Annotated in this window: 24 protein-coding genes; 14 read left to right on the top strand and 10 right to left on the bottom strand. The window is 70.9% G+C overall.

Annotated elements, in window-relative coordinates:
* Positions 1-7: 7 nt before the first annotated feature.
* Positions 8-1,516 carry a cytochrome ubiquinol oxidase subunit I gene (locus J8M50_RS03420; RefSeq protein WP_010354118.1) on the bottom strand — a complete coding sequence of 503 codons (1,509 nt, stop codon included), beginning with the start codon at positions 1,514-1,516 and terminating at the stop codon, positions 8-10.
* A 206-nt stretch (positions 1,517-1,722) separates the two neighbouring features.
* A complete protein-coding gene (gene hisC, locus J8M50_RS03415) occupies positions 1,723-2,814 on the bottom strand; it encodes a histidinol-phosphate transaminase (RefSeq protein WP_010354117.1) in 1,092 nt (363 codons plus the stop codon).
* A 400-nt stretch (positions 2,815-3,214) separates the two neighbouring features.
* On the opposite strand from hisC, the gene J8M50_RS03410 reads away from it, so the two are divergent.
* From J8M50_RS03410 to J8M50_RS03400, 3 genes are all read left to right on the top strand, one after another.
* Positions 3,215-4,324, top strand: coding sequence for a LacI family DNA-binding transcriptional regulator (locus tag J8M50_RS03410; RefSeq protein ID WP_050987230.1), 1,110 nt, complete (start codon positions 3,215-3,217; stop codon positions 4,322-4,324).
* A gap of 230 nt (positions 4,325-4,554) precedes the next feature.
* Positions 4,555-5,655, top strand: coding sequence for a metallophosphoesterase (locus J8M50_RS03405; RefSeq protein WP_010354115.1), 1,101 nt, complete (start codon positions 4,555-4,557; stop codon positions 5,653-5,655).
* 156 nt (positions 5,656-5,811) lie between these two features.
* Positions 5,812-6,681: a hypothetical protein gene (locus tag J8M50_RS03400; RefSeq protein ID WP_010354114.1), complete on the top strand. Its 870-nt coding sequence runs from the start codon at positions 5,812-5,814 to the stop codon at positions 6,679-6,681.
* A gap of 74 nt (positions 6,682-6,755) precedes the next feature.
* Here the strand turns inward: J8M50_RS03400 and thiC are convergent, their stop codons facing one another.
* Positions 6,756-8,528 carry a phosphomethylpyrimidine synthase ThiC gene (gene thiC / locus J8M50_RS03395; RefSeq protein ID WP_010354113.1) on the bottom strand — a complete coding sequence of 591 codons (1,773 nt, stop codon included), beginning with the start codon at positions 8,526-8,528 and terminating at the stop codon, positions 6,756-6,758.
* A 688-nt stretch (positions 8,529-9,216) separates the two neighbouring features.
* On the opposite strand from thiC, the gene J8M50_RS03390 reads away from it, so the two are divergent.
* Complete coding sequence (locus tag J8M50_RS03390) at positions 9,217-10,653, top strand: YibE/F family protein (protein WP_050987233.1); 1,437 nt, start codon at positions 9,217-9,219, stop codon at positions 10,651-10,653.
* Between the two features lie 126 nt (positions 10,654-10,779).
* Here J8M50_RS03390 and J8M50_RS03385 read toward each other — a convergent pair whose 3' ends face one another.
* The 4 genes from J8M50_RS03385 to J8M50_RS03370 all read right to left on the bottom strand — a co-directional run bounded on the left by J8M50_RS03385 (position 10,780) and on the right by J8M50_RS03370 (position 13,050).
* On the bottom strand, positions 10,780-11,226 hold the full coding sequence (locus J8M50_RS03385; RefSeq protein ID WP_029183914.1) for an SsgA family sporulation/cell division regulator: 447 nt from the start codon (positions 11,224-11,226) through the stop codon (positions 10,780-10,782).
* Positions 11,227-11,323: 97 nt separating this feature from the next.
* The gene (locus J8M50_RS03380; protein WP_010354110.1) at positions 11,324-12,172 is read right to left on the bottom strand and encodes an IclR family transcriptional regulator; all 849 of its coding nucleotides are present in this window, start codon (positions 12,170-12,172) and stop codon (positions 11,324-11,326) included.
* A gap of 152 nt (positions 12,173-12,324) precedes the next feature.
* Positions 12,325-12,537, bottom strand: coding sequence for a DUF5326 family protein (locus J8M50_RS03375; protein ID WP_010354109.1), 213 nt, complete (start codon positions 12,535-12,537; stop codon positions 12,325-12,327).
* Between the two features lie 195 nt (positions 12,538-12,732).
* The gene (locus tag J8M50_RS03370; RefSeq protein ID WP_010354107.1) at positions 12,733-13,050 is read right to left on the bottom strand and encodes a cupin domain-containing protein; all 318 of its coding nucleotides are present in this window, start codon (positions 13,048-13,050) and stop codon (positions 12,733-12,735) included.
* 60 nt (positions 13,051-13,110) lie between these two features.
* Here J8M50_RS03370 and J8M50_RS03365 point away from each other — a divergent pair, with 60 nt between their 5' ends.
* From J8M50_RS03365 to J8M50_RS03345, 5 genes are all read left to right on the top strand, one after another.
* Positions 13,111-13,488, top strand: coding sequence for a phage holin family protein (locus tag J8M50_RS03365; protein WP_010354106.1), 378 nt, complete (start codon positions 13,111-13,113; stop codon positions 13,486-13,488).
* 6 nt (positions 13,489-13,494) lie between these two features.
* Positions 13,495-13,989, top strand: a complete 495-nt coding sequence (locus J8M50_RS03360) for a low molecular weight protein-tyrosine-phosphatase (protein WP_010354105.1) — start codon at positions 13,495-13,497, stop codon at positions 13,987-13,989.
* Entirely contained in the window at positions 13,986-15,119 is a 1,134-nt protein-coding gene (locus tag J8M50_RS03355; RefSeq protein ID WP_029183913.1) for a cystathionine gamma-lyase, read from the top strand. Before J8M50_RS03360 ends, J8M50_RS03355 begins: the two co-directional genes overlap by 4 nt.
* A gap of 212 nt (positions 15,120-15,331) precedes the next feature.
* Positions 15,332-16,273, top strand: coding sequence for a LysR family transcriptional regulator (locus J8M50_RS03350; protein ID WP_010354102.1), 942 nt, complete (start codon positions 15,332-15,334; stop codon positions 16,271-16,273).
* A 73-nt stretch (positions 16,274-16,346) separates the two neighbouring features.
* Complete coding sequence (locus J8M50_RS03345; protein ID WP_010354101.1) at positions 16,347-16,829, top strand: NUDIX domain-containing protein; 483 nt, start codon at positions 16,347-16,349, stop codon at positions 16,827-16,829.
* 3 nt (positions 16,830-16,832) lie between these two features.
* On the opposite strand, the gene J8M50_RS50370 is transcribed toward J8M50_RS03345, so the two are convergent.
* Positions 16,833-19,334, bottom strand: a complete 2,502-nt coding sequence (locus tag J8M50_RS50370) for a globin domain-containing protein (protein WP_233450298.1) — start codon at positions 19,332-19,334, stop codon at positions 16,833-16,835.
* 546 nt (positions 19,335-19,880) lie between these two features.
* Between J8M50_RS50370 and J8M50_RS03335 the strand changes: the two genes are divergently transcribed.
* On the top strand, positions 19,881-20,747 hold the full coding sequence (locus tag J8M50_RS03335; protein ID WP_010354099.1) for a GNAT family N-acetyltransferase: 867 nt from the start codon (positions 19,881-19,883) through the stop codon (positions 20,745-20,747).
* Between the two features lie 18 nt (positions 20,748-20,765).
* On the opposite strand, the gene J8M50_RS03330 is transcribed toward J8M50_RS03335, so the two are convergent.
* On the bottom strand, positions 20,766-21,971 hold the full coding sequence (locus tag J8M50_RS03330; protein WP_010354097.1) for an MFS transporter: 1,206 nt from the start codon (positions 21,969-21,971) through the stop codon (positions 20,766-20,768).
* 144 nt (positions 21,972-22,115) lie between these two features.
* Between J8M50_RS03330 and J8M50_RS03325 the strand changes: the two genes are divergently transcribed.
* Positions 22,116-22,574, top strand: a complete 459-nt coding sequence (locus J8M50_RS03325) for a MarR family winged helix-turn-helix transcriptional regulator (protein ID WP_010354096.1) — start codon at positions 22,116-22,118, stop codon at positions 22,572-22,574.
* Positions 22,575-22,621: 47 nt separating this feature from the next.
* A complete protein-coding gene (locus tag J8M50_RS03320) occupies positions 22,622-23,089 on the top strand; it encodes a GNAT family N-acetyltransferase (RefSeq protein ID WP_010354095.1) in 468 nt (155 codons plus the stop codon).
* A 93-nt stretch (positions 23,090-23,182) separates the two neighbouring features.
* On the opposite strand, the gene J8M50_RS03315 is transcribed toward J8M50_RS03320, so the two are convergent.
* Entirely contained in the window at positions 23,183-24,568 is a 1,386-nt protein-coding gene (locus J8M50_RS03315; RefSeq protein ID WP_010354094.1) for a serine hydrolase domain-containing protein, read from the bottom strand.
* Between the two features lie 112 nt (positions 24,569-24,680).
* Here J8M50_RS03315 and J8M50_RS03310 point away from each other — a divergent pair, with 112 nt between their 5' ends.
* Together J8M50_RS03310 and J8M50_RS03305 are read left to right on the top strand one after the other, a co-directional pair.
* Positions 24,681-25,595: an MBL fold metallo-hydrolase gene (locus tag J8M50_RS03310; protein ID WP_010354093.1), complete on the top strand. Its 915-nt coding sequence runs from the start codon at positions 24,681-24,683 to the stop codon at positions 25,593-25,595.
* A gap of 91 nt (positions 25,596-25,686) precedes the next feature.
* The gene (locus J8M50_RS03305; RefSeq protein WP_010354092.1) at positions 25,687-26,250 is read left to right on the top strand and encodes a dihydrofolate reductase family protein; all 564 of its coding nucleotides are present in this window, start codon (positions 25,687-25,689) and stop codon (positions 26,248-26,250) included.
* Positions 26,251-26,254: the final 4 nt, after the last annotated feature.

The raw sequence follows: 26,254 nt of genomic DNA, 5'->3' as shown, positions 1-26,254 counted from the left end.
CCTCGGCCTAGTACGAGAAGGCCATCGGCTTGTCGGCGTCACGCGCCTCGCCGCCGATCTTCGTGGGCGGGTTGAGGTCGGCCTCGGTCAGCTCCGGCGGGCCTGCCTTCACGTACTTCGCGAGGAGCTTGACCTCGACGACCGCGAGGATCGCGTACAGCGTGGTGAAGGCGATCATCGAGGTGAGGATCTCGCCCTGGGAGACACCGGGGGAGACCGCGTCGCGGGTCTGGAAGATGCCGTAGACGACCCAGGGCTGACGGCCCATCTCCGTGAAGATCCAGCCCCAGGAGTTGGCGATCAGCGGGAAGGCCAGGGTCCAGATCGCCAGGCGCCAGTACCAGGTGGTGAGTTGGGGACCGAGCGCCTTCTTGCGGAAGAGCACCAGGTTCGGCACCTCGTCCTCACCGGTCCTCAGGTGCTCGGGCAGCATGAACTTCTTGCGGGTCAGCCACAGTCCGAACATGCCGACCGCCAGCGACGTCATGCCGAAGCCGATCATCCAGCGGAAGCCCCAATAGGCGACCGGGATGTTGGGGCGGTAGTCGCCGGGGCCGAACTTCTCCTGCTCGGCCTTGTTGACGTCGTTGATGCCGGGGACGTGCGAGGTGAAGTCGTCGTTCGCGAGGAACGACAGCAGGCCCGGGATCTCTATGGCCACCGAGTTGTGGCCCTTCTCGACGTCCCCGTAGGCGAAGACGGAGAACGGCGCGGGCGCCTCGCCGTCCCACAGGGCCTCGGCGGCGGCCATCTTCATCGGCTGCTGCTTGAACATGACCTTGCCAAGGGTGTCGCCGCTGATCGCGGTGAGCAGACCGGCGATCACGACGGTGATGAGGCCGAGCCGCAGCGTCGTCCTCATCTCGACGATGTGCCGCCTGCGGACCAGGTGGAAGGCGGAGATGCCGACCATGAACGCGCCGCCGGTCAGGAACGCGGCCGTCAGGGTGTGGAAGGCCTGCGCGAGCGCGGTGTTCTGGGTCAGGACGAGCCAGAAGTCGGTGAGTTCGGCGCGGCCCTTGGCCTCGTTGATCCGGTAGCCGACCGGGTGCTGCATCCAGGAGTTGGCGGCGAGGATGAAGTAGGCCGACAGGATCGTCCCGATCGAGACCATCCACATGCAGGCCACGTGGATCTTCTTCGGGAGCTTGTCCCAGCCGAAGATCCACAGGCCGATGAAGGTGGACTCGAAGAAGAAGGCGATCAGCGCCTCGAAGGCGAGGGGGGCGCCGAAGACGTCGCCGACGAAGCGCGAGTAGTCGGACCAGTTCATGCCGAACTGGAACTCCTGCACGATGCCGGTGACGACGCCCATCGCGATGTTGATCAGGAAGAGCTTGCCCCAGAACTTCGTCGCCCTGAGGTACTTCTCCTTGCCGGTCCGCACCCATGCGGTCTCCAGCCCGGCGGTGAGCGCCGCGAGCGAGATCGTCAGGGGGACGAAGAGGAAGTGGTAGACGGTGGTGATACCGAACTGCCAGCGCGCCAGTGTCTCTGGCGCCAGGGCCATTTCCACGTCGTCAGTCTCCTTACGTGCCGTGGTACTGCGGCAGTTTGCCCCTTATGTCACACACAACAGTGGAGCAACTGGGACACGCTTGTGAACGCGTTCACATTCACAAGCAATTATGGCGCATACCCGTTCGAGACTTGACGGGAGGGGGGGCCTGTTTGGTCACAGGCCCCCCGAGACGTACCCCTCACGCACCCCCGCAGGGACTCTCAGCCCTCCTGAACGAACCCCTCTTTGATGAACCCCTCCGTCACCTTCAGGAAGATGTCGTTCGCCTCGGTCTCCCCGATCGTCACCCGCGCCCCCTCCGGGAACGGCCGCACCACGACCCCGGCCCGCTCGCACGCGGCGGCGAACGCGGGCGTCCGCTCCCCCAGCCCCAGCCAGACGAAGTTGGCCTGCGTGTCCGGGACGGTCCACCCCTGGGTGCGCAGCGCGTCGACCACCCGCGTGCGCTCGGAGACCAGGACCCCGACGCGGCCCAGGAGTTCGTCCTCCGCGCGCAGGGACGCGACGGCGGCGTCCTGCGCGAGCTGCGTGACCCCGAAGGGCACCGCCGTCTTGCGCAGCGCGGCGGCGACGGGCTCGTGGGCGATCGCGAAGCCGACGCGCAGCCCCGCGAGGCCGTACGCCTTGGAGAACGTGCGCAGGACGCAGACGTTGGGACGGCTCCGGTACAGCTCGACGCCGTCGGGGACGTCCGCGTCGCGCACGAACTCGCGGTACGCCTCGTCCAGGACGACCAGGACGTCGCCCGGCACCCGGTCCAGGAACCGCTCCAGCTCGGCCCGCCGCACGGCCGTACCCGTCGGGTTGTTGGGGTTGCAGACGAAGATCAGGCGGGTGCGGTCGGTGATCGCCTCGTACATCGCGTCGAGGTCGTGGACGTCGCCCGGGGTCAGCGGGACCTTGACGGAGGTCGCGCCGCTGATCTGCGTGATGATCGGGTACGCCTCGAAGGAGCGCCAGGCGTAGATGACCTCGTCGCCGGGGCCCGAGGTCGCCTGGAGGAGCTGCTGGGCGACGCCGACGGAGCCGGTGCCGGTGGCGACGTGGGAGACGGGGACGCCGAAGCGGTCGGCCAGTTCGGCTGTCAGCGCCGTACACGCCATGTCCGGGTAGCGGTTGAACGACGAGGCGGCGGCCGTGACGGTCTCCAGGACGCCGGGCAGCGGCGGATACGGGTTCTCGTTGGAGGACAGCTTGTAGGCCACCGGTCCGCCCTCGGCGGCCGGCCTGCCCGGCTTGTAGGTGGGGATCCCCTCCAGCTCGACCCGCAGCTTGGGGTTCGTCTCGCTCACCACAGTCCTCCTCGCGACCGGCGCCGGTACTCAATTCTGCTCACCTTATGAGGATTCGGCACGTGCACGTCAGCGGCCGTGCGGACCTCGTTCGTCACACGCGCATCAGGGGCAACACCGTACGAAGGCCGACGAAACAGAGGGCGCGACGCACATATATCTACGCGCCGGTGGCACGCGCCGTGGCGCGCGTCCCTCGTACAGGTGAGTTGAGACCTCTTCGAGACATCGGTGCCTCGCCAGGCTCATCAGCGTCGATGCCACAAGTAGTGCCGTTCGAACGGCCAACTGACTTTGTTTCTCAAGTACTTGGCGACTTTGACCTTGCAGAAACGTGCCTGTCGATGTGTGCATATGCGTCCGCCCTACCCCACCTCATGAGCCCTACTATCGGCACGCCATGACAGCAGCAGGGAAGCACCAGGTGAGCCGCGCGGAAACCTCACGCCGAGGCAGCCGGCCGGGCCGAGCGGGTATCAGGGACGTGGCCGCCGCCGGAGTCTCCATCACGACCGTTTCCGACGCCCTGAACGGCAAGGGCAGGCTCCCTGATGCCACCCGACGCCATGTCCGCGAGGTCGCCGACCGGCTGGGCTACCGCCCGTCGGCCGCGGCCCGCACGCTCCGTACGGGTAAGTCCGGCCTGATCGGACTGACCGTCACCACGTACGGGGATGAACCTTTCACCTTCACCGAATTCGCGTACTTCGCCGAGATGGCCAGAGCCGCCACCTCGGCCGCGCTCGCCCGCGGCTACGCGCTCGTCATCCTCCCGGCGACCTCGCGCCACGACGTGTGGTCGAACGTCGCCCTGGACGGCACGGTCGTCATCGACCCCGGCGACCAGGACCCGGTGGTCAGCGAGCTGGTCCGGCAGGGTTTACCCGTCGTCTCCGACGGCCGCCCCTCCGGTCCGCTGCCGGTCACCGCGTGGGTCGACAACGACCACGAGGCCGCCGTACTGGACATCCTCGACCACCTCGCCGACGCCGGCGCGCGCCGGATCGGGCTGCTCACGGGGACCACGACCGACACGTACACGCACCTGTCGACCACCGCGTACCTGCACTGGTGCGAGCGCGTCGGACAGGACCCGGTGTACGAGGCCTATCCGGCGCACGACCCCTGCGCGGGAGCCGTCGCCGCCGACCGGCTGCTCGCCCGGCCCGACCGTCCTGACGCCGTGTACGGCCTCTTCGACCCCAACGGCACGGACCTCCTCGCCGCCGCCCGCCGCTACGGCCTGCGCGTCCCCGAGGACCTGCTCCTGGTGTGCTGTAGCGAGTCCACGGTGTACGCGAGCACCGAACCCCCCATCACCACGCTCTCGCTGAAGCCGCGCCGGATCGGCACCGCGGTCGTCCAGCTCCTCATCGACGCGATCGAGGGCGTCGACTCGGACCGCCCGGTCGAGCAGGTGATACCGACGGAACTGATCATCCGCACCTCCTCGCAACGCCGTCCGCCGCGTACGACGGTGAGCCCGCCGCGCACGCCCGAGGGGAAGTAGCCGGCCGTCCCCGGGGCCGTCGTGCGGTGGGTGCGGGACACCGGTACGACGGCCAAGCACGGGTCAATCGGGGCGAATGCCACGCACCGGCGCGCGCCCGAACCGATTCACCACCCCTGGGTCATCACATGGCCCGATCCGCATTCCTATGATGGGCCCACGACACCGCGGGCCGCTGCGACCAGGCAGTCCGAAGCGGTGCAGCTGCGGCGCGATGGTGGAGGGGTCTGATGACTCAGGGGGCCGGTCAGGGACCCGAAGCGGAACGGACGGCGACGTTGCGCGACTTCCGGGTGCCCGCGTACGTCCATGAGACCGGCCCGTACGACCCCGCCGGGCATCCCGGCGACGCCGTACCGGCCGACGAGCAGGCGTACCCCGAGGGGTACACGCCGACCCAGCGCGACCTGCCGGTCATCAACCGGGGCGACACGCTGCGGATGCCGACCGTGGAGCCCGTGGTGGCCACGGACGGGCCCGGACCCCTGTTCGTCGTCGGCGACGTGCACGGCTACATCGACGAACTGCACGCCGCGCTGCGGGAGAAGGGCCTCATCGACGAGGCCGCCCAGTGGTGCGCGGGCAACGCGCGGCTCTGGTTCCTCGGCGACTTCACCGACCGCGGGCCCGACGGCATCGGCGTGATCGACCTGGTCATGCGGCTGTCGGCGGAGGCGGCGGCGGCGGGCGGCTACTGCAAGGCCCTGATGGGCAACCACGAACTCCTCCTGCTGGGCGCCAAGCGGTTCGGCGACACCCCCGTCAACTCCGGGGCCGGCACCGCCACCTTCCAGGCGGCCTGGCTGCTCAACGGCGGCCAGAAGTCCGACATGGACCGCCTCCAGGACCACCACCTCCAGTGGATGGCGCGCCTCGACGCGATCGAGGAGGTCGACGGCCATCTGCTCGTCCACTCCGACACGACCGCCTATCTCGACTACGGCGACTCGATCGAGGCCGTCAACGACAGCATCCGCGAGGCGCTCACCCGCAACGACGCGGACGAGGTGTGGGATCTCTTCCGCAAGTTCACCAAGCGCTTCTCCTTCCGCGACGAGGGCGGCGCCGACGCCGTCCGCGCCCTCCTCGATACGTACGGGGGCACCCTCATCGTTCACGGGCACAGCCCGATTCCCTATCTGCTGGGCGAAGTCGGCTCCGAGGACCCCGACGACGACACCGGGCCGAACGTCAAGGGACCGCACGTCTACGCGGAGGGACTCGCCATCGCGATGGACGGCGGAGTGACCATGGCCGGAAAGCTGCTGGTCCAACAGCTGCCCATGGATAATCGGACGTCCACCGGGCAGGCGACCGGCAAGGAGGACTGATCGCCGGCGGCACGGGCGCGGGCCCAATTTCCGCAAACCCCCTGTCACCTTGAGCCGTCGCCGCTCTACCATCGGCTTATCCGTAGCAGGCTCCCCTCCGTTTCTGCCCGACGGCTCGTTGGCATGCGAGCCCCAAGCCCTACGGAGCATCGGGGGATGCACATGAACAGCGTTCCGCAGCACCTGCACAGTGAGGACCGCCAGGAGTACGAGCGGATCCTCGACGAGGCGCTGCGCTCCGCCCCACACCACCCGGAACTGGCCGGTATCGGCCGGCGCCTCAACCCGGTACAGCTGCGCACCATGGCGCTGGGCGCCACCGCGTTCATCACGGCCGCGGCGGCGACCGAGTACCAGCACTACGTGAAGGTCCGCGAGGAGCTGCGCCACCCGGCGCCGTCCTCGTCGTCTTCTTCGGTCTCTTCGGCCCGCGAGTCCGGGGACGCGGCGAGCGGGGGTGCGGGGATCGCGGCCGGCCTGGGGGAGGCCGCCGTCGAGCCCGCCGGGGCGGGGGCCGTCGCCGTCGCCGCCGTCCTCACGCCGGTCCTCGCCGGGACCGCCGCGGTGATCTTCCTGCTCGTCGGCTACCTCCTCAAGGCGCTCGACCGGCCCCCGGCGTTCGCCGACGCGCTGGTCAAGGCCGGCTGGGTGTTCGGGGTGGTCACGGCGCTGGCGATCCTCGTCGCCACCGTCGGGCTGCTGCTCACCGCGCTGCGCAACCGGCCCGCGCTGGAGGCGGGGCCGTACAACGAACAGGCCCAGGAGGTCGAGCGGGCCCGGGAGGCCTGGCGGACCGCCCTGCTGGAGCGCGGCTTCCTGCCGTACTTCCGCGAGGCGCTCACCGAACAGGGCCCGGCGGCGACGGTCCCGCGCACACCTCCGCCGAGCCGCCTGCCCAAGATCGGATACGACAGTCCCGGCTTCACCAGCCCCGACGACGGCCCCGATCCCGGCCACCGCCCGAGCTTCTCCAGCCCGGACTACACGAGCCCGGACTTCGGCGGCCCGGACAACCAGCCCGACTAGAGCCCGACCACCCCCGATGACTCCTGGCCCGCGTCCCCTTGCAGGGGGCGCGGGCCAGGGGGTTCACGGCGTCCTCAGTCCGCGATCGGCAGATACACCCGGTTCCCCGCCGCCGCGAACTCCTTCGACTTCTGGGCCATGCCCTCCTCGATGTCGGCCCGGCTGCCGCCGTGTTCGCGGCGGATGTCCTGGGAGATCTTCATCGAGCAGAATTTCGGGCCGCACATCGAGCAGAAGTGCGCGGTCTTGGCCGGTTCCGCCGGGAGCGTCTCGTCGTGGAAGGCGCGGGCCGTGTCGGGGTCGAGGGCCAGGTTGAACTGGTCCTCCCAGCGGAACTCGAAGCGCGCGTCGGACAGCGCGTCGTCCCAGTCCTGCGCGCCGGGGTGCCCCTTGGCGAGGTCGGCGGCGTGAGCGGCGATCTTGTAGGTGATCACGCCGGTCTTGACGTCGTCGCGGTTGGGCAGACCGAGGTGCTCCTTCGGCGTGACGTAGCAGAGCATCGCCGTCCCCCACCAGGCGATCATCGCCGCGCCGATCCCGGACGTGATGTGGTCGTACGCGGGCGCGACGTCCGTGGTCAGCGGGCCGAGCGTGTAGAACGGCGCCTCGTCGCAGATCTCCTGCTGGAGGTCGATGTTCTCCTTGATCTTGTGCATCGGGACGTGCCCCGGGCCCTCGATCATCGTCTGTACGTCGTGACTGCGGGCGATCCTGTTGAGTTCGCCCAGTGTGCGCAGCTCCGCGAACTGCGCCTCGTCGTTGGCGTCCGCGATGGAGCCGGGCCGCAGGCCGTCGCCCAGCGAGTACGTGACGTCGTACGCGGCGAGGATCTCGCAGAGTTCCGCGAAGTTCTCGTACAGGAACGACTCCTTGTGGTGCGCGAGGCACCAGGCCGCCATGATCGAGCCGCCGCGCGAGACGATGCCGGTCTTGCGGTTCGCGGTGAGCGGGACGAACGGCAGCCGGACGCCCGCGTGGACCGTCATGTAGTCCACGCCCTGCTCGGCCTGTTCGATCACCGTGTCCTTGTAGATCTCCCAGGTCAGCTCCTCGGCGCGGCCGTCGACCTTCTCCAGCGCCTGATAGAGCGGCACCGTGCCGATGGGGACGGGGGAGTTGCGCAGCACCCACTCCCGGGTGGTGTGGATGTTGCGGCCGGTCGAAAGGTCCATGACTGTGTCGGCGCCCCAGCGGGTCGCCCAGGTCATCTTCTCGACCTCCTCCTCGATGGAGGACGTCACCGCCGAGTTCCCGATGTTCGCGTTGACCTTCACCAGGAACCGCTTGCCGATGATCATCGGCTCGATCTCCGGGTGGTTGACGTTGGCCGGCAGGACGGCCCGCCCCGCCGCGATCTCCTCGCGGACGACCTCGGGCGCGATGTTCTCCCTGATGGCCACGTACTCCATCTCCGGCGTGACCTCGCCCCGGCGCGCGTACGCCAGTTGCGTGACCGCCTGCCCGTCCCGGCTGCGGCGCGGCAGGCGCGGGCGGCCCGGGAAGACCGCGTCCAGGTTGCGCAGGCCACCGCGCGGCGAGGTGTGCTTGAGCCCGTCGTCCTCGGGGCGGACCGGACGGCCCGCGTACTCCTCGGTGTCGCCCCGGCCGATGATCCAGTTCTCCCGCAGGGGGGACAGGCCCCGGCGGACGTCCGTCTGCTCGGACGGGTCGGTGTACGGGCCCGAGGTGTCGTACAGGGTGACCGACTGCCCGTTGGTGAGGTGCACTTGACGGACCGGCACCCGCAGATCGGGGCGCGAGCCCTCGACGTACGCCTTGTGCCAGCCGATGGACTTCCCGGCCTCGTTCTGTGTGGAGGCAGGCGTGCGTGCGTCCTTGATGGTCATGAGACCTACTCCCTACGCCGGCATTACCCGGTAACAGGTTCAGCGGTCGACGCAGCGGCTTCCGTCTGCCGATGTTTCATGTGAAACATCACTCGAACCCGGTGACGTTTCACGTGAAACACCGCGAAGACGAAGGTCAGCGCCCTCTCAGCCCGGTGCTCCGAGCTCCCGCGTGTGCAAAGGTGCCTCCACGCTAGCGGTATTTGTGGCGCGGTGAACAGTGGGCCTCTGCCGTTCTTGCGATGATCGGTCGGTGACCACGACACCCCGCTCCCCGTTCCCCCCGCCTCCCGAACGGCCCCGCCGCCCCGGCACCGCGCGCGATGCGGGTGCGGGGGACGGGTACGGGGGTGAGGAGCCGTACGCCGGTGAGGGAGCGGGGCCTGTCGCCGGGCAAGGTGACGCGGGTCCTGGACGCGGGCCCGCCTCGGGCAACCGCCCCGGCACTCGGCTGGGTTCACTTCAGCGGAGGGGGCCGCTGCTGAGGCCGGGTGCGGAGGGGCCGGGGTACGACAGCGGTGCTGTGCCGCGTGTTCCCGGGCCGGACAGTGGTCCCGTACCGCGTGTGTCGCCGTACGACAGCGGGCCTGTGCCGCAGGTGTCGCCGTACGACAGCGGGCCCGTTCCTCAAGTCTCCGCGCAGGGCAGCGGGCCCTCCCCCCAGGTCTCCGCTCACGACAGCGGCCCCATCCCCCGCGTCCCCGATCACCAAGCCCACAGCGGCGGTTCCGGACACGGCGAGCATCACCACGAACCCGGTGACGCGCACGGCGGCGGGCACGGTGACTCGCACGGCGGGGGGCACGGTGGAGGGCACGGCGGTGGCCACTCCCACAGCCATGGCCCCGCCGCCCCCGTCTCCCGGCACCTCCGCAAGGTCATCGGCGCGATCCTGATCCCCTTCGCGGCGGCCGTGGTCGTGGGGCTCGCGGTGCTGTGGCCCGGTGGCGCGCCGCCGCACGAGCGGACCGGCGTCGGGTTCGACCGGCAGACGCAGCAGGCGACGGTCACGAGGATCGAGAAGCTGAGCTGCGCCTCCGTCAACGCGTCGGGGGTGCCGCCGACCGGTGACACCTCGACCGCCGAGGGGTCCTCGGCGGTGCAGCAGGCGGGCGGGACCTGCAAGCGGGCGACGATCCGGGTGGACACGGGCAGCGACAAGGGCCGTACGTTCGCGGAGATCGTCCAGCCCGACCAGTCGCGGCAGCTGAAGCAGGGTCAGAAGGTCGTCGTCGCGTACGAGCCGTCCGCGCCGAAGGACCTCCAGTACTCCGTCGCGGACATCAACCGGCGGTTCCCGATGGCGCTGCTCGCCGGAATCTTCGCGATCGCGGTCGTGGTCGTCGGACGGCTGCGCGGCGTCATGGCGCTGGTCGCGCTGGCGATCAGCTTCATGATCCTGAACTTCTTCATCCTGCCGGCGATCCTCCAGGGCTCGAACCCGCTGGTCGTGGCGGTGGTGGGGGCCAGCGCGATCATGCTGATCGCCCTCTACCTGTGCCACGGCCTCTCGGCACGGACATCCGTCGCCGTGCTCGGCACGCTGATCTCACTGATCCTGATCGGCATCCTCGGCTCGCTGTTCATCGGCTGGGCCGCGCTCACGGGCAACACGGACGACAACACCGGCCTCATCCACGGCCTGTACCCGTCGATCGACATGAGCGGTCTGCTCCTCGCGGGCATCATCATCGGCTCGCTGGGTGTCCTGGACGACGTGACGGTCACGCAGACGTCGGCGGTCTGGGAGCTGCACGAGGCGAACCCCACGATGGGCTGGCGCGGGCTCTACCGAGCGGGCATCCGCATCGGCCGCGACCACATCGCCTCGGTCGTCAACACCCTCGTCCTCGCGTACGCGGGCGCCGCGCTCCCGCTGCTGCTCCTCTTCTCCATCGCCAACAGCAGCGTCGGTGCGGTGGCCAACAGCGAGTTGGTGGCGGAGGAGATCGTCCGCACCCTGGTCGGCTCGATCGGGCTGGTCGCTTCGGTGCCGGTCACGACGGCCTTGGCGGCGCTGGTCGTCTCGGCGGACCGCCCGGACGGGAAGTCCGCACCGGCGACGCCGTCAGCTGCGGCTCCCGCGCCGGCAAAGGGAGGGCGGGGGCGGCGCCGCAAGCACTGACCGCCCGGTGAGGGTGTCGGGGGGCGGGGCGAGGGGCCGAGCTCTCAGCCCCAACCCCAGCAGAACCGTTCCTGCAACTCTCCGGAACCGCTGAAGCGTTTCCCCGCCCCCACAGCGCGACCCCTCTCACCCCGCGCTCTGCTCCTCCGCCAGGATCCGCCCCAACGCCTCGTCGAGATGCGCGTCGAAGTCCGCGAAAGATCCCTCCTGGCCCAGCGGAACCACCCGGTCCGTGCGGTCGAGGAAGGCGATGAGGGGGGCCGCCGAGGAGCGGAAGACGGCCTGGTCGGCGCCCACTTGGAGGCGGATGAGGACCTCGCCGAGGGATTCGGGGTCCGTGGGGGCGACCCGGACGTCGCCCTCGCCGCACGGGCGGCCCACGCCGTCGATGAGGAGTTCGCGGCCGAACGTCCAGGTCACCGGCGCGTCCCCGGGCAGATGGAAGGTGAGCCGGACGGCGTACGGGTCGTCCGGCTCGTACTCCAGCCCCACCGGGATCCGGAACGAGAGCTCCTCGGAGACGAGGAAATTCATCATGACCTCTGCCTGAACTGTCTGAACGGACTCACGCATCGCCTTACCCCGTCTGTGCCGTCGAGTGGCCGGGAATGTACCTATGACTGCAACGCATCTTGCTGAAAGTACACACGGGGTCACAAGCAGTGATTTTTCAGATGCTGATAGAGAGCGCGAGCGCCCCCACCGCGCACCCGACCTCGCGCTCCAGCGCCCGCACGGCGGGAAGCAGCCGCTCGGCCTGCCGCACGGGCAGGGACAGCGCGACGGTGGCGGCACTCGCCCCCACGGTGATCGGCAGGGCGGCGCAGACCGTCCCCAGCAGATACTCCTGCCGCTCGGTCACCGCCTCGGTGCGCCGCGCCCCGGAGAGCCTGCGCAGCAGACTGTGGCTGTCGCGGACGGTGTACGGCGTGAGGGCGCTCGCGGGATACCGGTCGAGGTGGTCGCGCCGGGCCCCGTCGTCGAGCTGGGACAGCAGGCACTGCCCGATGGCGTGCGCGTGCCCGGTCTCCCGGAAGTCGGCCCACTGCTCGACGGCGGGCGACTCCGGCGTGTCGGCGACGTACAGCGTCTCGATCTCGCCGTCGCGGTACACGGCGTAGTACACGGGCGCCCCGACGGCGTCCCGCCACTGCGCGAGCGTCTCGACCAGCGTGCTGCGACGTTTCTGCGCTGCCCCTGCTGAGGCCAGCCGCTCGGCCGCCTCGCCGAGGAAGAACAGCCCCTTGTCGCGCCGTAGATAGCCCTCGTGGACGAGGGTGCGCAGCAGGTGGTAGGCGGTGGGGAGGGCGAGGCCCGTCTCTCTCGCGAGCTGTTTCGCGGGAGCGCCGTACACGTGTCCCGCGACGCTCTCCAGGAGGCGCATCGCGCGCTGGACCGAGCCGATGAGGGTGGCCGTGGAGTGCGGCTGCTGCGGGACGGCCGCCGGAGCGGCCCGTGGTCCCGGCGGGCGGGCGGGGGGTGCGCCCGGTTCCGCGGGGGAGGTGTCAGCCGTCGCCAAGGGGCACTCCCGGAGCGCGAGGGGTGGTCCGTGCGGGCTCGTCCCCGCGTCGGATTCCGGACTCTAACGGCCCGTACGGCCGCGCCGCCGCGCTGCGCGGGAAACTTCCCCCGCCCGAGGGAACCGGCGTTCCCTGTTACCGGTCTCCCGCGTCACCAGTCGCTGCGGGAGGAGGAGCTAGAGGTGAACTTCCGTACGACGTAGACCAGTCCGCCGACCAGCGCGACGAAGATCAGCACCTTGAACAGCAGCCAGACCACGAAGCCGACGACGCTGGCTATCAGCCCGCCGAACACGACGAGGGCGATGACCGGCACCGCCACCCACTTCACCCACCACGGCAGTCCCGAGAGGATCTCTCGCATCGTCCTTGTCCCCATCTGTGCGCCGGCCGGCGGCCTTTCGGCCACCGGCCCTTCTTCGGATGTCCTGCTTCGATGCTAGGTCCCGGCGGGGGGCGGGCGGGGGGTTCGCACCCCTTGTCGTCCCCTGACCCGTCCCCTAGGGGAAGGGTGGGTTCCGGCTCAGCCTTCCGGTGGGGTTCGGCGCTCCGGCGGGCTTCAGCCCTCCGGCGGCGAGAACACGACCAGCACCCGCAGGTCCTCGCTGATGTGGTGGAACTTGTGGGCCACCCCGGCGGGCACGTAGACGACGCTGCCGCGCGCCACCTCGGTCGTCTCCATGTCGACGGTGATCGACGCGCGCCCGCTGACCACGAAGTAGACCTCGTCCTGGTTGTGCGGGTTCTGTGGATCGTGGGTGCCCGCGTCGAGCGCGTACAGGCCGACCGACATGTTCCGCTCGCGCAGGAACTGCAGGTAGGCGCCATCGTTGGCGGCTCGTTCCGCCTCCAGTTCGTCCAGCCGGAATGCCTTCATCGCCCTCGTCCCGCTCGTGGCCCGTACAGGCCGTCGATCTTCTCTGGAACGATCAGACACATGAAGATTTTCGTAGTCAAGACGATCGCCAACGCGGGCGCCCTGGCGGTCGCCGTCTGGCTGCTGGACAAGATCACCCTGACCGGTGACAGCACGGGCAAGAAGATCGGCACCCTGCTGATCGTCGCGCTGCTGTTCGGGCTCGTGAACTTCCTGGTCAAGCCGGTCGTGAAGCTGCTGACCTTCCCGCTGTTCATCCTCACGCTCGGCCTGATCACGCTGGTCGTCAACGCGCTGATGCTGATGCTGACGTCGTGGCTGGCCGACAAGCTCGACCTGAGCTTCCACGTGGAGGGCTTCTGGACGGCCGTGCTCGGCGGTCTGATCATCTCCGTCGTCTCGTGGGCGCTGAGCCTCGCCCTCCCCGACGGCGACTGATCACCGATGACCTATCGCGTCTGCTTCGTCTGCACGGGCAACATCTGCCGTTCCCCGATGGCCGAATCGGTGTTCCGCGCGCGCGTGGCGGACGCCGGTCTGTCGGGGAGCGTCGAGGTCGACAGCGCCGGTACGGACGCGTGGCACGAGGGCGAGGACGCCGACCCGCGCACGGTCGAGGTCCTGCGGGAGCACGGGTACGGCACGGCGCACACGGCCCGCCGGTTCGAGCGCGCCTGGTTCGCGGACCTCGATCTGGTGATCGCCCTCGACGCCGGCCACCTCCAGGACCTGCGCCGCCTCGCCCCGACCCCCGAGGACGCCGCCAAGGTCCGGCTCCTGCGCTCGTACGACCCCGCCGCGACCGAGTCCGCCCTCGACGTCCCCGACCCCTACTACGGGGGCCGTGCGGGCTTCGCGGCGTGCCTTGAGATGGTGGAGGCGGCGAGCGACGGCCTGCTCGCCGCCGTACGGCAGGACCTGGAGGGGCGGACGACATGAGCGACACAGGGATGGGTGAGGGTACGCGCGCGGTGCGTGCCGGGCTGCCCGAGCCCGTCAAGTACGAGCCCGCGCTGCCCGGCCCGGTGTTCGCCGCCCACTACCACCTCCCCGGCGAGCCGACCGGCCCGTACACCTACGGCCGGGACGAGAACCCCACCTGGACGCTCCTGGAGCGTGCCGTGGCCGAGCTGGAGGCGCCCGGGGAGGACGGCGTCGAGACCCTCGCGTTCGCCTCCGGGATGGCGGCGATCTCGGCCGTCCTCTTCTCCCAGCTCCGCTCCGGCGACACGGTCGTCCTCCCGGACGACGGCTACCAGGCGCTGCCTCTGGTGCGCGCGCAGTTGGAGGCGTACGGCATCGAGGTGCGCACCGCGCCGACCGGCGGGGACGCGCAGCTCGCGGTGCTGGACGGCGCCCGGCTGCTGTGGATCGAGACGCCGTCCAACCCGGAGCTGGACGTGTGCGACGTCCGGCGGCTCGCCGAGGCGGCACACGCGCGCGGCGCCCTGGTCGCCGTCGACAACACCCTCGCCACGCCCCTCGGCCAGCGCCCGCTGGACCTGGGCGCCGACTTCTCCGTGGCGAGCGGCACGAAGCAGCTCAGCGGGCACGGTGACGTGCTCCTCGGGTACGTCACGGGCCGCGCGGGGGAGGCCATGGCGGCCGTACGGCGCTGGCGCAAGATCGTCGGCGCGATCCCGGGGCCGATGGAGGCGTGGCTCGGGCACCGCTCGCTCGCGACGCTCTCCCTGCGGGTGGACCGGCAGAGCGCGACCGCGCTGGCCGTCGCCCGCGCGCTGAAGGACCGGCCCGAGGTGGTCGCGCTGCGCTATCCGGGGCTGCCCGAGGACCCCTCGCACGAGGTCGCCGCCCGGCAGATGCGCCGCTACGGCTGCGTCGTGTCGTTCACCCTCGCCTCCCGCGCGCACGCGGAACGCTTCCTGGAGTCCCTGCGGCTCGTGGACGACGCGACGAGCTTCGGCGGGGTGCGCTCCACCGCCGAACGCCGGGGCCGCTGGGGCGGCGACGCGGTCCCGGAGGGCTTCGTACGGCTCTCCGTCGGCACCGAGGACACCGAGGATCTGGTCGCGGATGTGCTGCGGGCGCTGGCGGAGTCTGCGGGCTGAGAGCCCTGCGCGGCCCTGGCCTGCGCTGCGGGCGGTCCGAGCCTCCCCCCTCGTGGTTCGGACCGCCCCTCGGTTCCGTGCGTCAAGAACCGCGCCAACCAGGCTAGTTGACTCAATGTCAATGTCCAATCACAGTAGCGGCAGGGACCTATCGGCATATTTATCGTTGGCCCCTCGTCGGGGCCGGGCGAGGTGCCGGAAGGGGGCGGGCCGTGGATCTGGCCTTGCTGCGCACCTTCGTGACCGTGCACCGGGCCGGCTCCTTCACCCGCGCCGCCGCGCTGCTCGGCCTCTCCCAGCCCGCCGTCACCTCGCAGATCCGCACCCTGGAGCGGCAGGTCGGCCGCCCGCTGTTCCTGCGCCAGGCCCGGGGCGTCACCCCGACGACGATCGGCGACGAACTCGCCCACAAGGCGGCGCCGCACCTCGACGCGCTCGTGGAGATCGCCGAGACCGGCCTCGACGAGGCCTCCTCGCTGCGGACCCTGCACCTCGCCGGACCGCCCGAGTTCACCGCCGGACAGGCCCTGCCCGCGCTCACGGAACTCACCGGCGAGGACGGCCAGGGCCTCGCCCTGCGCGCCTCCTTCGGCACCGCGGAAGAGGTCCTGGAGGGCCTCGCGGCGGGCCGTCACGACCTGGCGATCAGCACGGCGCGCCCACGGGGGCCGCTGCTGACGGCGACGCCGCTGTGCGACGAGGAGCATGTGCTGGTCGCCGGGCCGGAGTGGGCGGAGCGGCTCGGTGTGGGCGGTGGGTGGATGGACGGCGGGCGGATCGACCCTGGGCGGACTCGTCGCGCGAGTGCCGGCCTCCTGGAGAACCTCCCCGTCGTCGAGGTCCACGAGTCGTTGCCCCTCGTCGCCCGGTACTGGGCCTCCGTCTTCGACTCCCTCCCCGCCGCCTCCGGCACGGTGATCGTCCCCGACCTCCGCGCGGTCCTCGCGTGCGCGGTCGCGGGGGCGGGGCTCGCTGTGCTGCCCCGGTATCTCTGCGCGGCGGCCCTGGAGCGGGGGGACGTCGTGGCGCTGCACGAACCGGCGGTGCCGCCGCTGCGGACGTACTTCCTCGTGGTGCGGACGGGGACGCTGGCGATGCCGCACATAGCCCGGGCGCATGAACGGTTGCTGCGGGCGGCAGCGGCGTGGCGATGATGTTTCACGTGAAACCGAGACCGACCCCGGGGTGCGATGTTTCACGTGGAACCAAGCGGGCCACATTCCTCCCATGACCGTCCGACCCGTGGTCAAACGCACCGCACGCGCCGTTCTGCTGGACGGTGACGACCTGATCCTGATCAAGCGCACCAAACCCGGCCTCGATCCCTACTGGGTCACCCCCGGCGGGGGTGTCGAGCCCGAGGACGAGACCGTCGTGGACGCCCTGCACCGTGAGGTGTACGAGGAACTCGGCGCCAAGATCGCTGATGTGGTCCCCTGTTTCGTCGACACCGTCGAGCACATCGGCGAGGACGGCGGCGCGACCGGCGTGAAGGTGCAGCACTTCTTCGTCTGCCATCTGGAGTCCATGGACCCCGGTCTGCGCCATGGCCCCGAGGTCGACGAACCGATCGGCGACTACGAGATCGTCCGGGTGCCCTTCACCCGCGTCGGGATCGCCTCCGTCCACCTCGTCCCGCTGTCGCTGCGGCACTATCTGGACGGCAACATCGAGGGCGTGCGCGCGATGCACGCCCCCGATCTCGGCTGACCCCTACCCGGCGGCGACCAGTTCCGCGACGGAGTCGTGCCGTATCCGCTCCTTCGGGATGCCCGCGCCGCGCAGTGCGTCCACGCCGCTGCGGATCATGCCGACCGGGCCCGAAAGGTACGCGTCGTACTCGTCCCAGGGGCCGAACGTGCGGATGGCGTCCGGGAGTTGGAGCAGGCCGTGCTTGTCGACCACCGGGCGGACCTCCAGCCAGGAGTGGGACTGCTGGAGCCTCAGCATCGTGTCGATGTCGTAGAGGTCGTGGTCGGTGCGGGCGCCGTAGAAGACCTCCATCCGGCGCCGGGTGCCGTGTTCCGCGACGTCCTCGACCAGGGCCTTGATCGGGGCGATGCCGGTGCCGCCGCCGAGGCAGAGCAGGCCGCTGTCACGGGTGTGGTCGACCGTCATCGTCCCGGCGGGCGGGCCCAGCCGGATCACGTCGCCGGGGTGTGCGCGGTGCACCAGCGCGTTGGAGACCCAGCCGGCGGGGACGGCCTTCACGTGGAACGAGAGCAGGCCGTCGGAGCGGGGGGCCGAGGCGAAGGAGTAGTGCCGCCAGATCCTCGGCCACCAGGGGGTCTCCAGGCTCGCGTACTGCCCGGCGAGGAACGGGTACGGCTGGTTGGGCCGGACCGTGATGACCGCGATGTCCTGCGTCCGTAGCTCGTGCGAGACGACTTCCGCCTGCCACCAGGGCGGGGCGCGCAGCTCGTCGACGGCCGCCGCGTCGATCATCACCTGGGAGATCGTCGTGTACGTCCGTACCCAGGCCGCCTCCGTCTCCGGGTTCCACACGGACTGGGCGTACTTGGCGAGCGCCCCGATCAGGCACTCCCCGACCGCCGGGTAGTGCTCGGCGCGCGTGCCGTACTTGCGGTGGCCCCGGCCGAGGTTCTGGAGGTACTCCACGAGCACCGGCGTGTTGTCGACGTGCTCGGCGGCCGTCAGCAGCGCCTTGAGCAGCCGGTCCCGCTGGGCGTCCATGGCGGGCGGGAACAGCGGACGCAGGTCGGGATGCCTGACGAACAGGAGCGCGTAGAAGTACGAGGTGACCTTGTCGGAAACCTCCCCGATGGCGGCCATGGTCCGCCGCACGAGCACGGCATCAGGCGACCCCTCGGGAGCGGGTTCCGCCCCCTCCAGACTCCCGGCCCCAAACGCCCGGAACGGCTCCGGGGCGGCTTCCAGGGACTCGTCCTGAAGGACGTCCGGGGCGGAGGCCCGGGAGAAGCCAACGGCGGGCCGAAAGGCATCGGGCACGAACGAGCCGGAGGGCTCGGGGGCGGGTTCGGGGGCGTCCGGGGTGTACGCCTGGAGGGGTTCAGCCTCGGCCTGCGGTGCCTTGGGGGGCAGCGGGTGAGCAGCCTCGGGGCCGGACTCGGGACGGGGCGCCTCGTAAGAGAACGGCTGGGGGGTCTCTGGGGCGGAGTCGGGCTCGGGACGGGTTCCCTCGTGGGGGAAGGGCTGGGGGGCTTCGGGGCCGGGCTCGGGGCGGGCGGCCTCGTGCGGCAACAGCCGGGCGGCTTCGGGGCCCGAGTCGGACCCGGGCCGGGTTGTTCCGTGGGGGAACAGCTGGGCGGAGCCGGACTCGGGGCGGGCGGCCTCGTGAAGGAACGGCTGGGCCGCCTCCGGGCCGGGCTCGGGGCGGGGCGCCTCGTGCGGCAACGGGCGGGAGTGCTCGGGAGCCGACTCGGCTTCGGGGCGCGGCGGTTCCTGGATGAACGGCCGGAAGAACTCCGGGTCAGCGTCGAGGTCGGAGTCGGGCTCGGCCTCGGTCCGGGGCCCCTCTTCGGCGAACTGCCGGAAGGACCCGGGCTCGGGGTGCGGTGCCGCCAGCGGGTTCTCGGCGCGGTGCTGGTCCCCGGTTCGGTGTTGCCCCTCAACCCGGTGCTGTTCCTCGGCCAGGTGCTGCCCCTCAGCCCTGTGCTGTTCCTCGGGCGGCGCTGTCACGTGGGCGGCTTCGGCGGGCAGTGGTTCGCTCGGCGCCGTGCGCTGGGCCGGTACCTGGAGGGACTCCGGGACGGCGAACGTGTCGGTGGAGGGCCGGGACGTGGACACCAGTGGAGGTACCGCTGTCGCGGGCGCCGGTATGAGCTTGGGGAGGACAGTGGTCCCGGGGTCGGACGGTACCGGGGCGGGCGGCGCGGTTATTCGGGCGCCGAAGTCGGGGCGGGCGGTATCGGGGTGAGCAGTGTCGGGATGGTGGCTGTCAGGACGGCCCGCGTCCTGCGGCAGACCACCACCGAAACCCGCTGCTCCAGAACCCGCCGCACCAGCACTCGCCGTCCCCCGCCCCACCGGCCGGAGGCCCGCCAAGCGCCTGCCCTCCGTGGCCTGCGGTTCGGTGCCCCGCAGGGCTGCGCCTTGTTCGGAGCCCTGCGATTCCGTGCCAGGGCCCGATGCCGGCTGCTTGCGCGGCTTGAACCAGCCGTCTCCGCCGCCGGACGTGCCGTTGTCGGCCGACGTGGTGGCCGGAGCGTCCATGGTGTGCCTCGCCTCGAACATCTTTCGGTCGGTCTGCACTCCCTGCCTCGGGAAGTGCCTGCTCCCCCTGCGAACGGCTATGCCCACCTGTTCGGTTCCGCAGCCGCTTCGCCCACAGGGCAGCATCCCACCCCCACCCGGATGCCCTGGCCGTATCACCGCGAATGCGGGTCCTCGATCTCTCCGTCCCGTTAGGCTGCGTCGCCTCGTCTCAGTCGCAATCGGAGTCGACCATACCGGCCGCAGTTGACCACACAAGCCCCGCCTTCCCCTCACCGGGGTCTTACCCAGGGGCGATTCACCGTTTCGCTCAACTACCGGGCGCGGCACACCAATTCGTAGACATCCCCCAGATCCCTCCCTCCGCCTGCAACGCGATTCCGCCGACCTGCGGCCCTTCACCCACCGATGTTTCACGTGAAACGTCCTCTTCGTTTGCCGGTTTCACGTGAAACATGAAGCCTCCCCCCTGATCGCCGGGCATGTTCCCCCGGCATGGCCAAAACCGCGTATGTCTCCGGGGAAAGAGGTGGACGCCGGACCCACCGGTCGGACAGCCTGACCTGCGTGTCGACTCCTTCCCCCACAGCTCTCCCCATCCGCCGCCTGACGCGCAGCGACCTCCTCGCGTGCGCGGACTTGTCCGAGGACCGGGGGTGGCCACGCGAGGAGCACAAGTGGGGCCTCCTCCTCACCGCCGGGAAGGGCTACGGCATCGACGACCCCACCGGCGGCCTGATCGCCGCGTGCGTCGTGACCGAGTACGGCCCTCAGGAGCACCCCGAACTCGCGGCGATCGGCATGGTGCTGGTCGCTGAACGGCATGCCCGTCGGGGCGTCGGCCGCAGGCTGATGCGGCATGTGGTCGCGGAGCACGGCCCCACCCCGCTGACCCTGCACGCGACGCCGAACGGCCGCCCGTTGTACGAGGAGCTGGGCTTCAAGACGACCGGCCGGGCCGAGATGCTGGTCGGCCGTTTCACCCCGTCGGGGCCGGCCCCTTCGGTGGCCACCAGGGCGGCGACGGCCGAGGACCTCACGGAGATCCTGCGGCTGGACGAGGAGGTGTTCGGCGCCGACCGGACCCGCATGATCGCCCGACTGCCCGCGTTCGCCGACCAGTTGAGGGTCGCGGTGACCGACGGCCGGATCGTGGGGTACGCGGCCGTCTGGCCCAACATGGACACCCATGTCGTGGGCCCGCTCGTCGCCCGCGACACGGAGACCGCCAAGTCCCTCGTCGCCTCCCTCGCGGCCAACACGGACCGCCCGCTGCGCACGGACATCGACGTACGGCACGAGGAGTTGCTGGGCTGGCTGAAGGAGCAGGGCCTTGAGGGGGTCTTCTTCAACGCCGTGATGACGTACGGCATCCCGGGCCTTCCCGGCGACTGGACCAGACGGTTCGCTCCGCTGACGGTGGCGGCGGGCTGATACGTCGATGCGGTGCGTTCAGTGGTGGACGGCGGTCTCCTGACGCCCCGTCGCCCCGGCGACCACCGCGCTCGGGACGGTGTCCCGGCGTTCCAGCACGGCCGAGAGGACCGCGAGCAGAAGCGCGGAGCCGGCGAGGGCAGCGCCGACCCAGTTCGGCGAGGTGTAGCCGTGGCCCGCGTCGATGACGAGGCCACCGAGCCAGGCCGCGAGCGCGTTGCCGAGGTTGAAGGCGCCGATGTTGACGGCCGAGGCGAGCGTCGGGGCACCGTGGGCCTGGTCCAGAACGCGCTTCTGGAGCGGCGGCACGGTCGCGAAGCCCAGCGCGCCGATCAGGGCGATCGTGACGGCCGCGAGCGCCTTGTGGTGGGCGGTGAGGGTGAAGAGGGCCAGGACGACCGCCAGGGCGCCCAGCGAGACGTACAGCATCGGCATGAGCGCGCGGTCGGCGTACCGGCCGCCGACGAGGTTGCCCGCGACCATGCCGAGGCCGAAGAGGACCAGGAGCCAGGTAACGGAGCCGTCGGCGAAGCCGGTGACGTGGGTGGCCATCGGCGCGACGTAGGTGATGGCCGCGAAGACGCCGCCGAAGCCGAGGACGGTCATCGCCATGGCCAGCAGGACCTGGGTGTTCCGGAAGACGGCGAGTTCGTGCCGCAGCCGCACCCCCTGCGGCCTGGGCAGGTCGGGGACGAGCCGCGCGACCCCCGCGAGGCCGACCACGCCCAGGACGGCGACGAGGGCGAAGGTGACGCGCCAGCTGACGTGCTGGCCGACGAGCGTGCCGAGGGGTACGCCGACGACGTTGGCGACGGTCAGGCCGGTGAACATCATCGCGATGGCGCCGGCCTTCTTGTCCGGGGCGACCAGATCGGCCGCGACGACCGCGCCGATACCGAAGAAGGCGCCGTGCGCGAGGGAGGCGACGACGCGCCCCACGAGCATCACGGAGAAGACGGGGGCGACGGCGGACAGCACGTTGCCCACGATGAACAGCCCCATCAGCAGCATCAGCATCCGCTTGCGCGGGATCTTCGTGCCGAGCGCGGTCATCAGCGGGGCGCCGATCATCACGCCGAGGGCGTAGCCGGTCACGAGGTAGCCCGCGGTGGGGATGGAGACCCCGTAGTCGGCGGCGACCTCGGGGAGCAGTCCCATGATCACGAACTCGGTCGTGCCGATGCCGAAGGCCCCGATCGCGAGAGCCAGGAGCGCGAGAGGCATGGAGGGTGACACCTTCCCAGTTGATTGCAGGAGCGCTTTACCCTCACTGACATTAGTTGCAGACGCGGGTTATATGCAAGCGCCGACTATCGCGGGGCTGGCCTATCCTGGTTCCCAGCCGCTCCCGGACGGAGGAGGACGCCCATGACCGCGACGGACCCCGCACTCACCGACCTCGCCCAGGGCTGGTGCGCCCTCTCGCTGCTGCACGGCAGGATCGAGAGCCACATCGAGCGCGCCCTCCAGGCCGGTCACGACCTGAGCGTGCGCGAGTACTCCCTGCTGAACGTGCTCAGCCGCCAGCACGACGGCGACGGCGGCCATCTCCAGATGAAGCAGGTCGCCGACGCGGTCGTCCTCAGCCAGAGCGCCACGACCCGCCTGGTCACCCGCCTTGAGGACCGTGGCCTCCTGGAGCGCTACCTCTGCCCCACCGACCGCCGGGGCATCTACACGAACGTCACCGAGGCGGGCCAGAAGCTGCTGGACGAGGCCCGGCCGACCAACGACCGGGCACTGCGCGAGGCGCTCGACGCGGCGGCACTGGACCCGAAACTGGCCCCGTTCGTCCAGGTCATCGAGAACGCGCCGGCCTCCGTGTAGACCCCGGCCCCTCCTGTCTCCCGGCGTGCACGCCTAGGCTTCGAGCCATGGAAGATCTTGAAACGGCCGACCTGACCATCCGCAGCGCCGAGACCGACGACCTGTCCGCGATCGTCGCCCTCCTCGCGGACGATCCGCTGGGCGCGCAACGGGAGTCGCCGGACGACCTCACGCCGTATCTCGCGGCCTTCGAGCGGCTGGCCGAGGATCCGAACCAGCGCCTCGTGGTCGCCGTCCGCAAGAGCGAGGTCGTCGGGACGCTCCAGCTCACGATCGTCCCGGGGCTCTCCCGGAAGGGCAGCACACGGTCGATCATCGAGGCGGTGCGGATCCGGGGCGACGAGCGGGGCAGCGGGCTGGGGACGCGGTTCATCGAGTGGGCGGTGGCGGAGTCGCGGCGGGAGGGGTGCCAGTTGGTGCAGCTGACGTCCGACGCCACTCGGGTCGATGCGCACCGGTTCTACGAGCGGCTGGGGTTCGAGGCGTCGCACGTGGGGTTCAAGCTGGCGCTGTAGACGTTTCACGTGAAACACACCGCACCTCATGTTTCACGTGAAACACGCCCCTCAGGCTCGCCCCCGCACCCCCCGTTTCACGTGAAACACGCCTCAGCCGATCCCCCTCCACCCCTCCGGGTCCACCCCGCCCGGCACCGCCGCATCGTCCTCGTACGGCTGGCGCGTGAACACGAACGAGCCGAGGTCCAGGTGGCTCAGGGTGCCGTCGGGGCGGCGTACGGGGGTCAGGCGTTCACCGGCGTAGTAGCCCTCCAGGCCGGTCCAGGTGCCGTCGGCGGCGGGCGCGAAGCGGGACTGGCGGCCGGCGCGGCCCAGCGGGGCCAGGGACAGGAGGCCGTCGGCGGTCCAGCGCACGGCGAAGGCGTGGGTGCCCCAGTACCACGGGCCGACCAGCTCCAGGGTGCCCGGATCGACGGCTGTGAGCGGCTTCCAGGGCTCGGGGACGCGGGGTTCGGCCTCCGCGACGATCCGGACGAGATCGGCGCCCAGAGAGGCCAGCAGCGGCCCTGAGGTGCAGTTGGTGAGGGCGACCGCGGCGACGTCGTCGGCCACGGCGATCGTGAGCGTGGCGAGGTAGCCCGGCAGGGAGCCGGAGTGCCCCACGAGGACGCGGCCGTCCTGGTGCTGGACCTGGAGCCCGAGCCCGTACCCGGCACCGACGGCGAGGTCAGCGGCCTCGGACGGCGCGGCGGGGGCCCGCATCTCCCGTACCGTCTCGGCGCCGAGCACCCGGTCGTCGCCGTCCGTCAGGAACACGGCGAACCTCGCCAGGTCCCGTGCCGTCGACCAGAGCTGTCCCGCCGGGGCCATCCGGCCGAGGTCCTCCACGGCCTCGGGGAGCATCGCGTCGGCCCAGGGATGCACCGCCCAGCCGCCCGCGTACGGCATCTCGGGGCGAGCGCCTGTCCGGGTGAGACCCAGGGGTTCAAGCACTTCACGCCGGAGAACCTCCTCCCACGGGGCTCCGCGCAGCTCCTCGACCAGGGCGCCGAGGAGGGTGTAGCCGGGGTTGGAGTAGTGGAAGCGCCGCCCGGCCGGGTGCGGGGAGGGGCGCTCGCCCAGCACGTCGGCGAGTTCGGGCCGAAGCCGCCCCGGCGTCCGCTCCCACCAGGGACTCGGCGACTCCGCCGCCAGCCCGCCGGTGTGCGCGAGCAGTTCGGCGATCGTCACCTCCCCCACCCCGGTCCCGGCGAGGTGCTTCTCCAGCGGATCCCCGAGGTCGATCAGCCCCTCGTCCCGCAGCCGCAGCACGAGGACGGCCGTGAACGTCTTGGTGATCGACCCGATCCGGTACTGCACGTTCCCGTCCGGCCCGTGCCCCTCGACCGACGTCCGGGACCCTTCCCACACGACCCGCCCGCCCCGCACCACGGCGGCGACGAGCGACGGCGTCCGCCCCTCGGCCTGGGCGACGGCGATCCGGTGCAGCAGCGCGCGGCGCGTACCGGGGAGCAGTTCTTCCTGAGGTGTCGTCATGCGCCCAGTCCACCCGCCCGCCGGGGCCGCGTCGAATCCATTTCCCCGCCGGCCGTCACAGACCGGGAGGGTCTCCGGTCATAGGTGGGGCCACCACACAGAGGAGAACAAGATGAGCCCCGCAGACATCGCACGCCCCGCCGCGCCGACGTACGACGAGTTAGTGCCGTCGCGCTACGCGCTGAAGGTCGGCGACATCGACGTCCTGATGATCAGCGACGGCGTGCTGCCGATCTCCCCCGGGACGCTCGCCACCAACGCCGCCGCGGCCGATCTGTCGGCCTGGCTCAGCGACATGTTCCTGTCCCCCGAGGTGATCGACTGGCCGCTGAACGTCGCCGTGGTGCGCAGCGGCGGCCGGACGATCCTCGTCGACTCCGGTCTTGGCACGGAGTTCCCGGGGTTCCCGCGCGCCGGTCAGCTGGCGACGCGGCTGGACGCCGCCGGCATCGACCCCGCGTCCGTGACCGACGTCGTCCTCACCCACCTGCACATGGACCACATCGGCGGACTCCTCGTCGAGGGCCTGCGCGGCCGGCTCCGTGCGGACCTGCGGGTCCATCTCGCGGCTGCCGAGGCCGAGTTCTGGGCGGCGCCGGACTTCTCCCGCACGGTCATGCCGGAGCCGGTGCCGGACGTGCTCCGGACGACCGCGTCGCGGTTCCTGGACGTGTACCGGGGCCAGTTGCGGCCGTTCGAGAAGGAGTACGAGGTGGCTCCGGGCGTCCTGATCAGCCGTACCGGCGGGCACACTCCCGGCCACAGCGTCGTGCGCCTGGAGTCCGGCGGCGAGCGGCTGACGTTCGCCGGTGACGCCGTGTTCCAGTGCGGGTTCGACAAACCGGACTGGCACAACGGCTTCGACCACGACCCCGAGCTGTCGGCCCGCGTCCGGACCGAGCTCCTGACCGAGCTGTCCGCGACCGGCGGGCAACTGGTCGCCTCCCACCTGCCGTTCCCGTCCGTCTGCCGCGTGGCGACCACCGGGAACGCCTTCCGTTTCGTCCCGGCCGTCTGGGACTACTGACCCCGGCCCCAGCGGCGCGGGGACTCGTCGATGAGTTTCCCGCGCCGCGCCGGTCCGTACGCGTGAGACCGACTCACGGAAGGCTTGCGCCATGCGGAAACTGATCTACGGCATGAACGTGTCCCTGGACGGCTACATCGCCGCGCCCGGCGACGACATCGGCTGGAGCGTGCCGAGCGACGAGCTGTTCCAGTTCTGGACCGACCAGCTGCGGGAGACCGAGCTGACGCTGTACGGGCGCAAGCTGTGGCAGACGATGAGCCCCCACTGGCCGACCGCCGACCAGCACCCCGACGCCACCCCGGCGGAGATCGTGTACGCGCGCCGCTGGCGGGACATGGCGAAGGTGGTGTTCTCCTCGACGCTCGACAAGGTCGACTGGAACACCCGCCTGGTCACCGGCGACGCGGTCGCCGAGATCACCCGGCTCAAGGCCGAGGACGGCGGCCCGATGGAGATCGGCGGCGCGACGCTCGCCGCGGCGGCCGTGCGGGCGGGCCTGATCGACGAGTACGTCCTGGCCACCGCCCCGGTCCTGCTGGGCGGCGGCACCCCGTTCTTCACCGCGCTGGACACCTGGGTGAACCTGACCCTGGTGGAGACGCGGACACTCCCCGGCGGCGTGATCCTGACCAGGTACGCGACGCGGCGCTAGCGCC

The sequence above is a fragment of the Streptomyces acidiscabies genome, assembly GCF_020010905.1.
Lineage (GTDB): Bacteria > Actinomycetota > Actinomycetes > Streptomycetales > Streptomycetaceae > Streptomyces > Streptomyces acidiscabies.
Note: the sequence above shows the minus strand (reverse complement) of the source record. Positions and strands in the feature narration are given on the sequence as shown.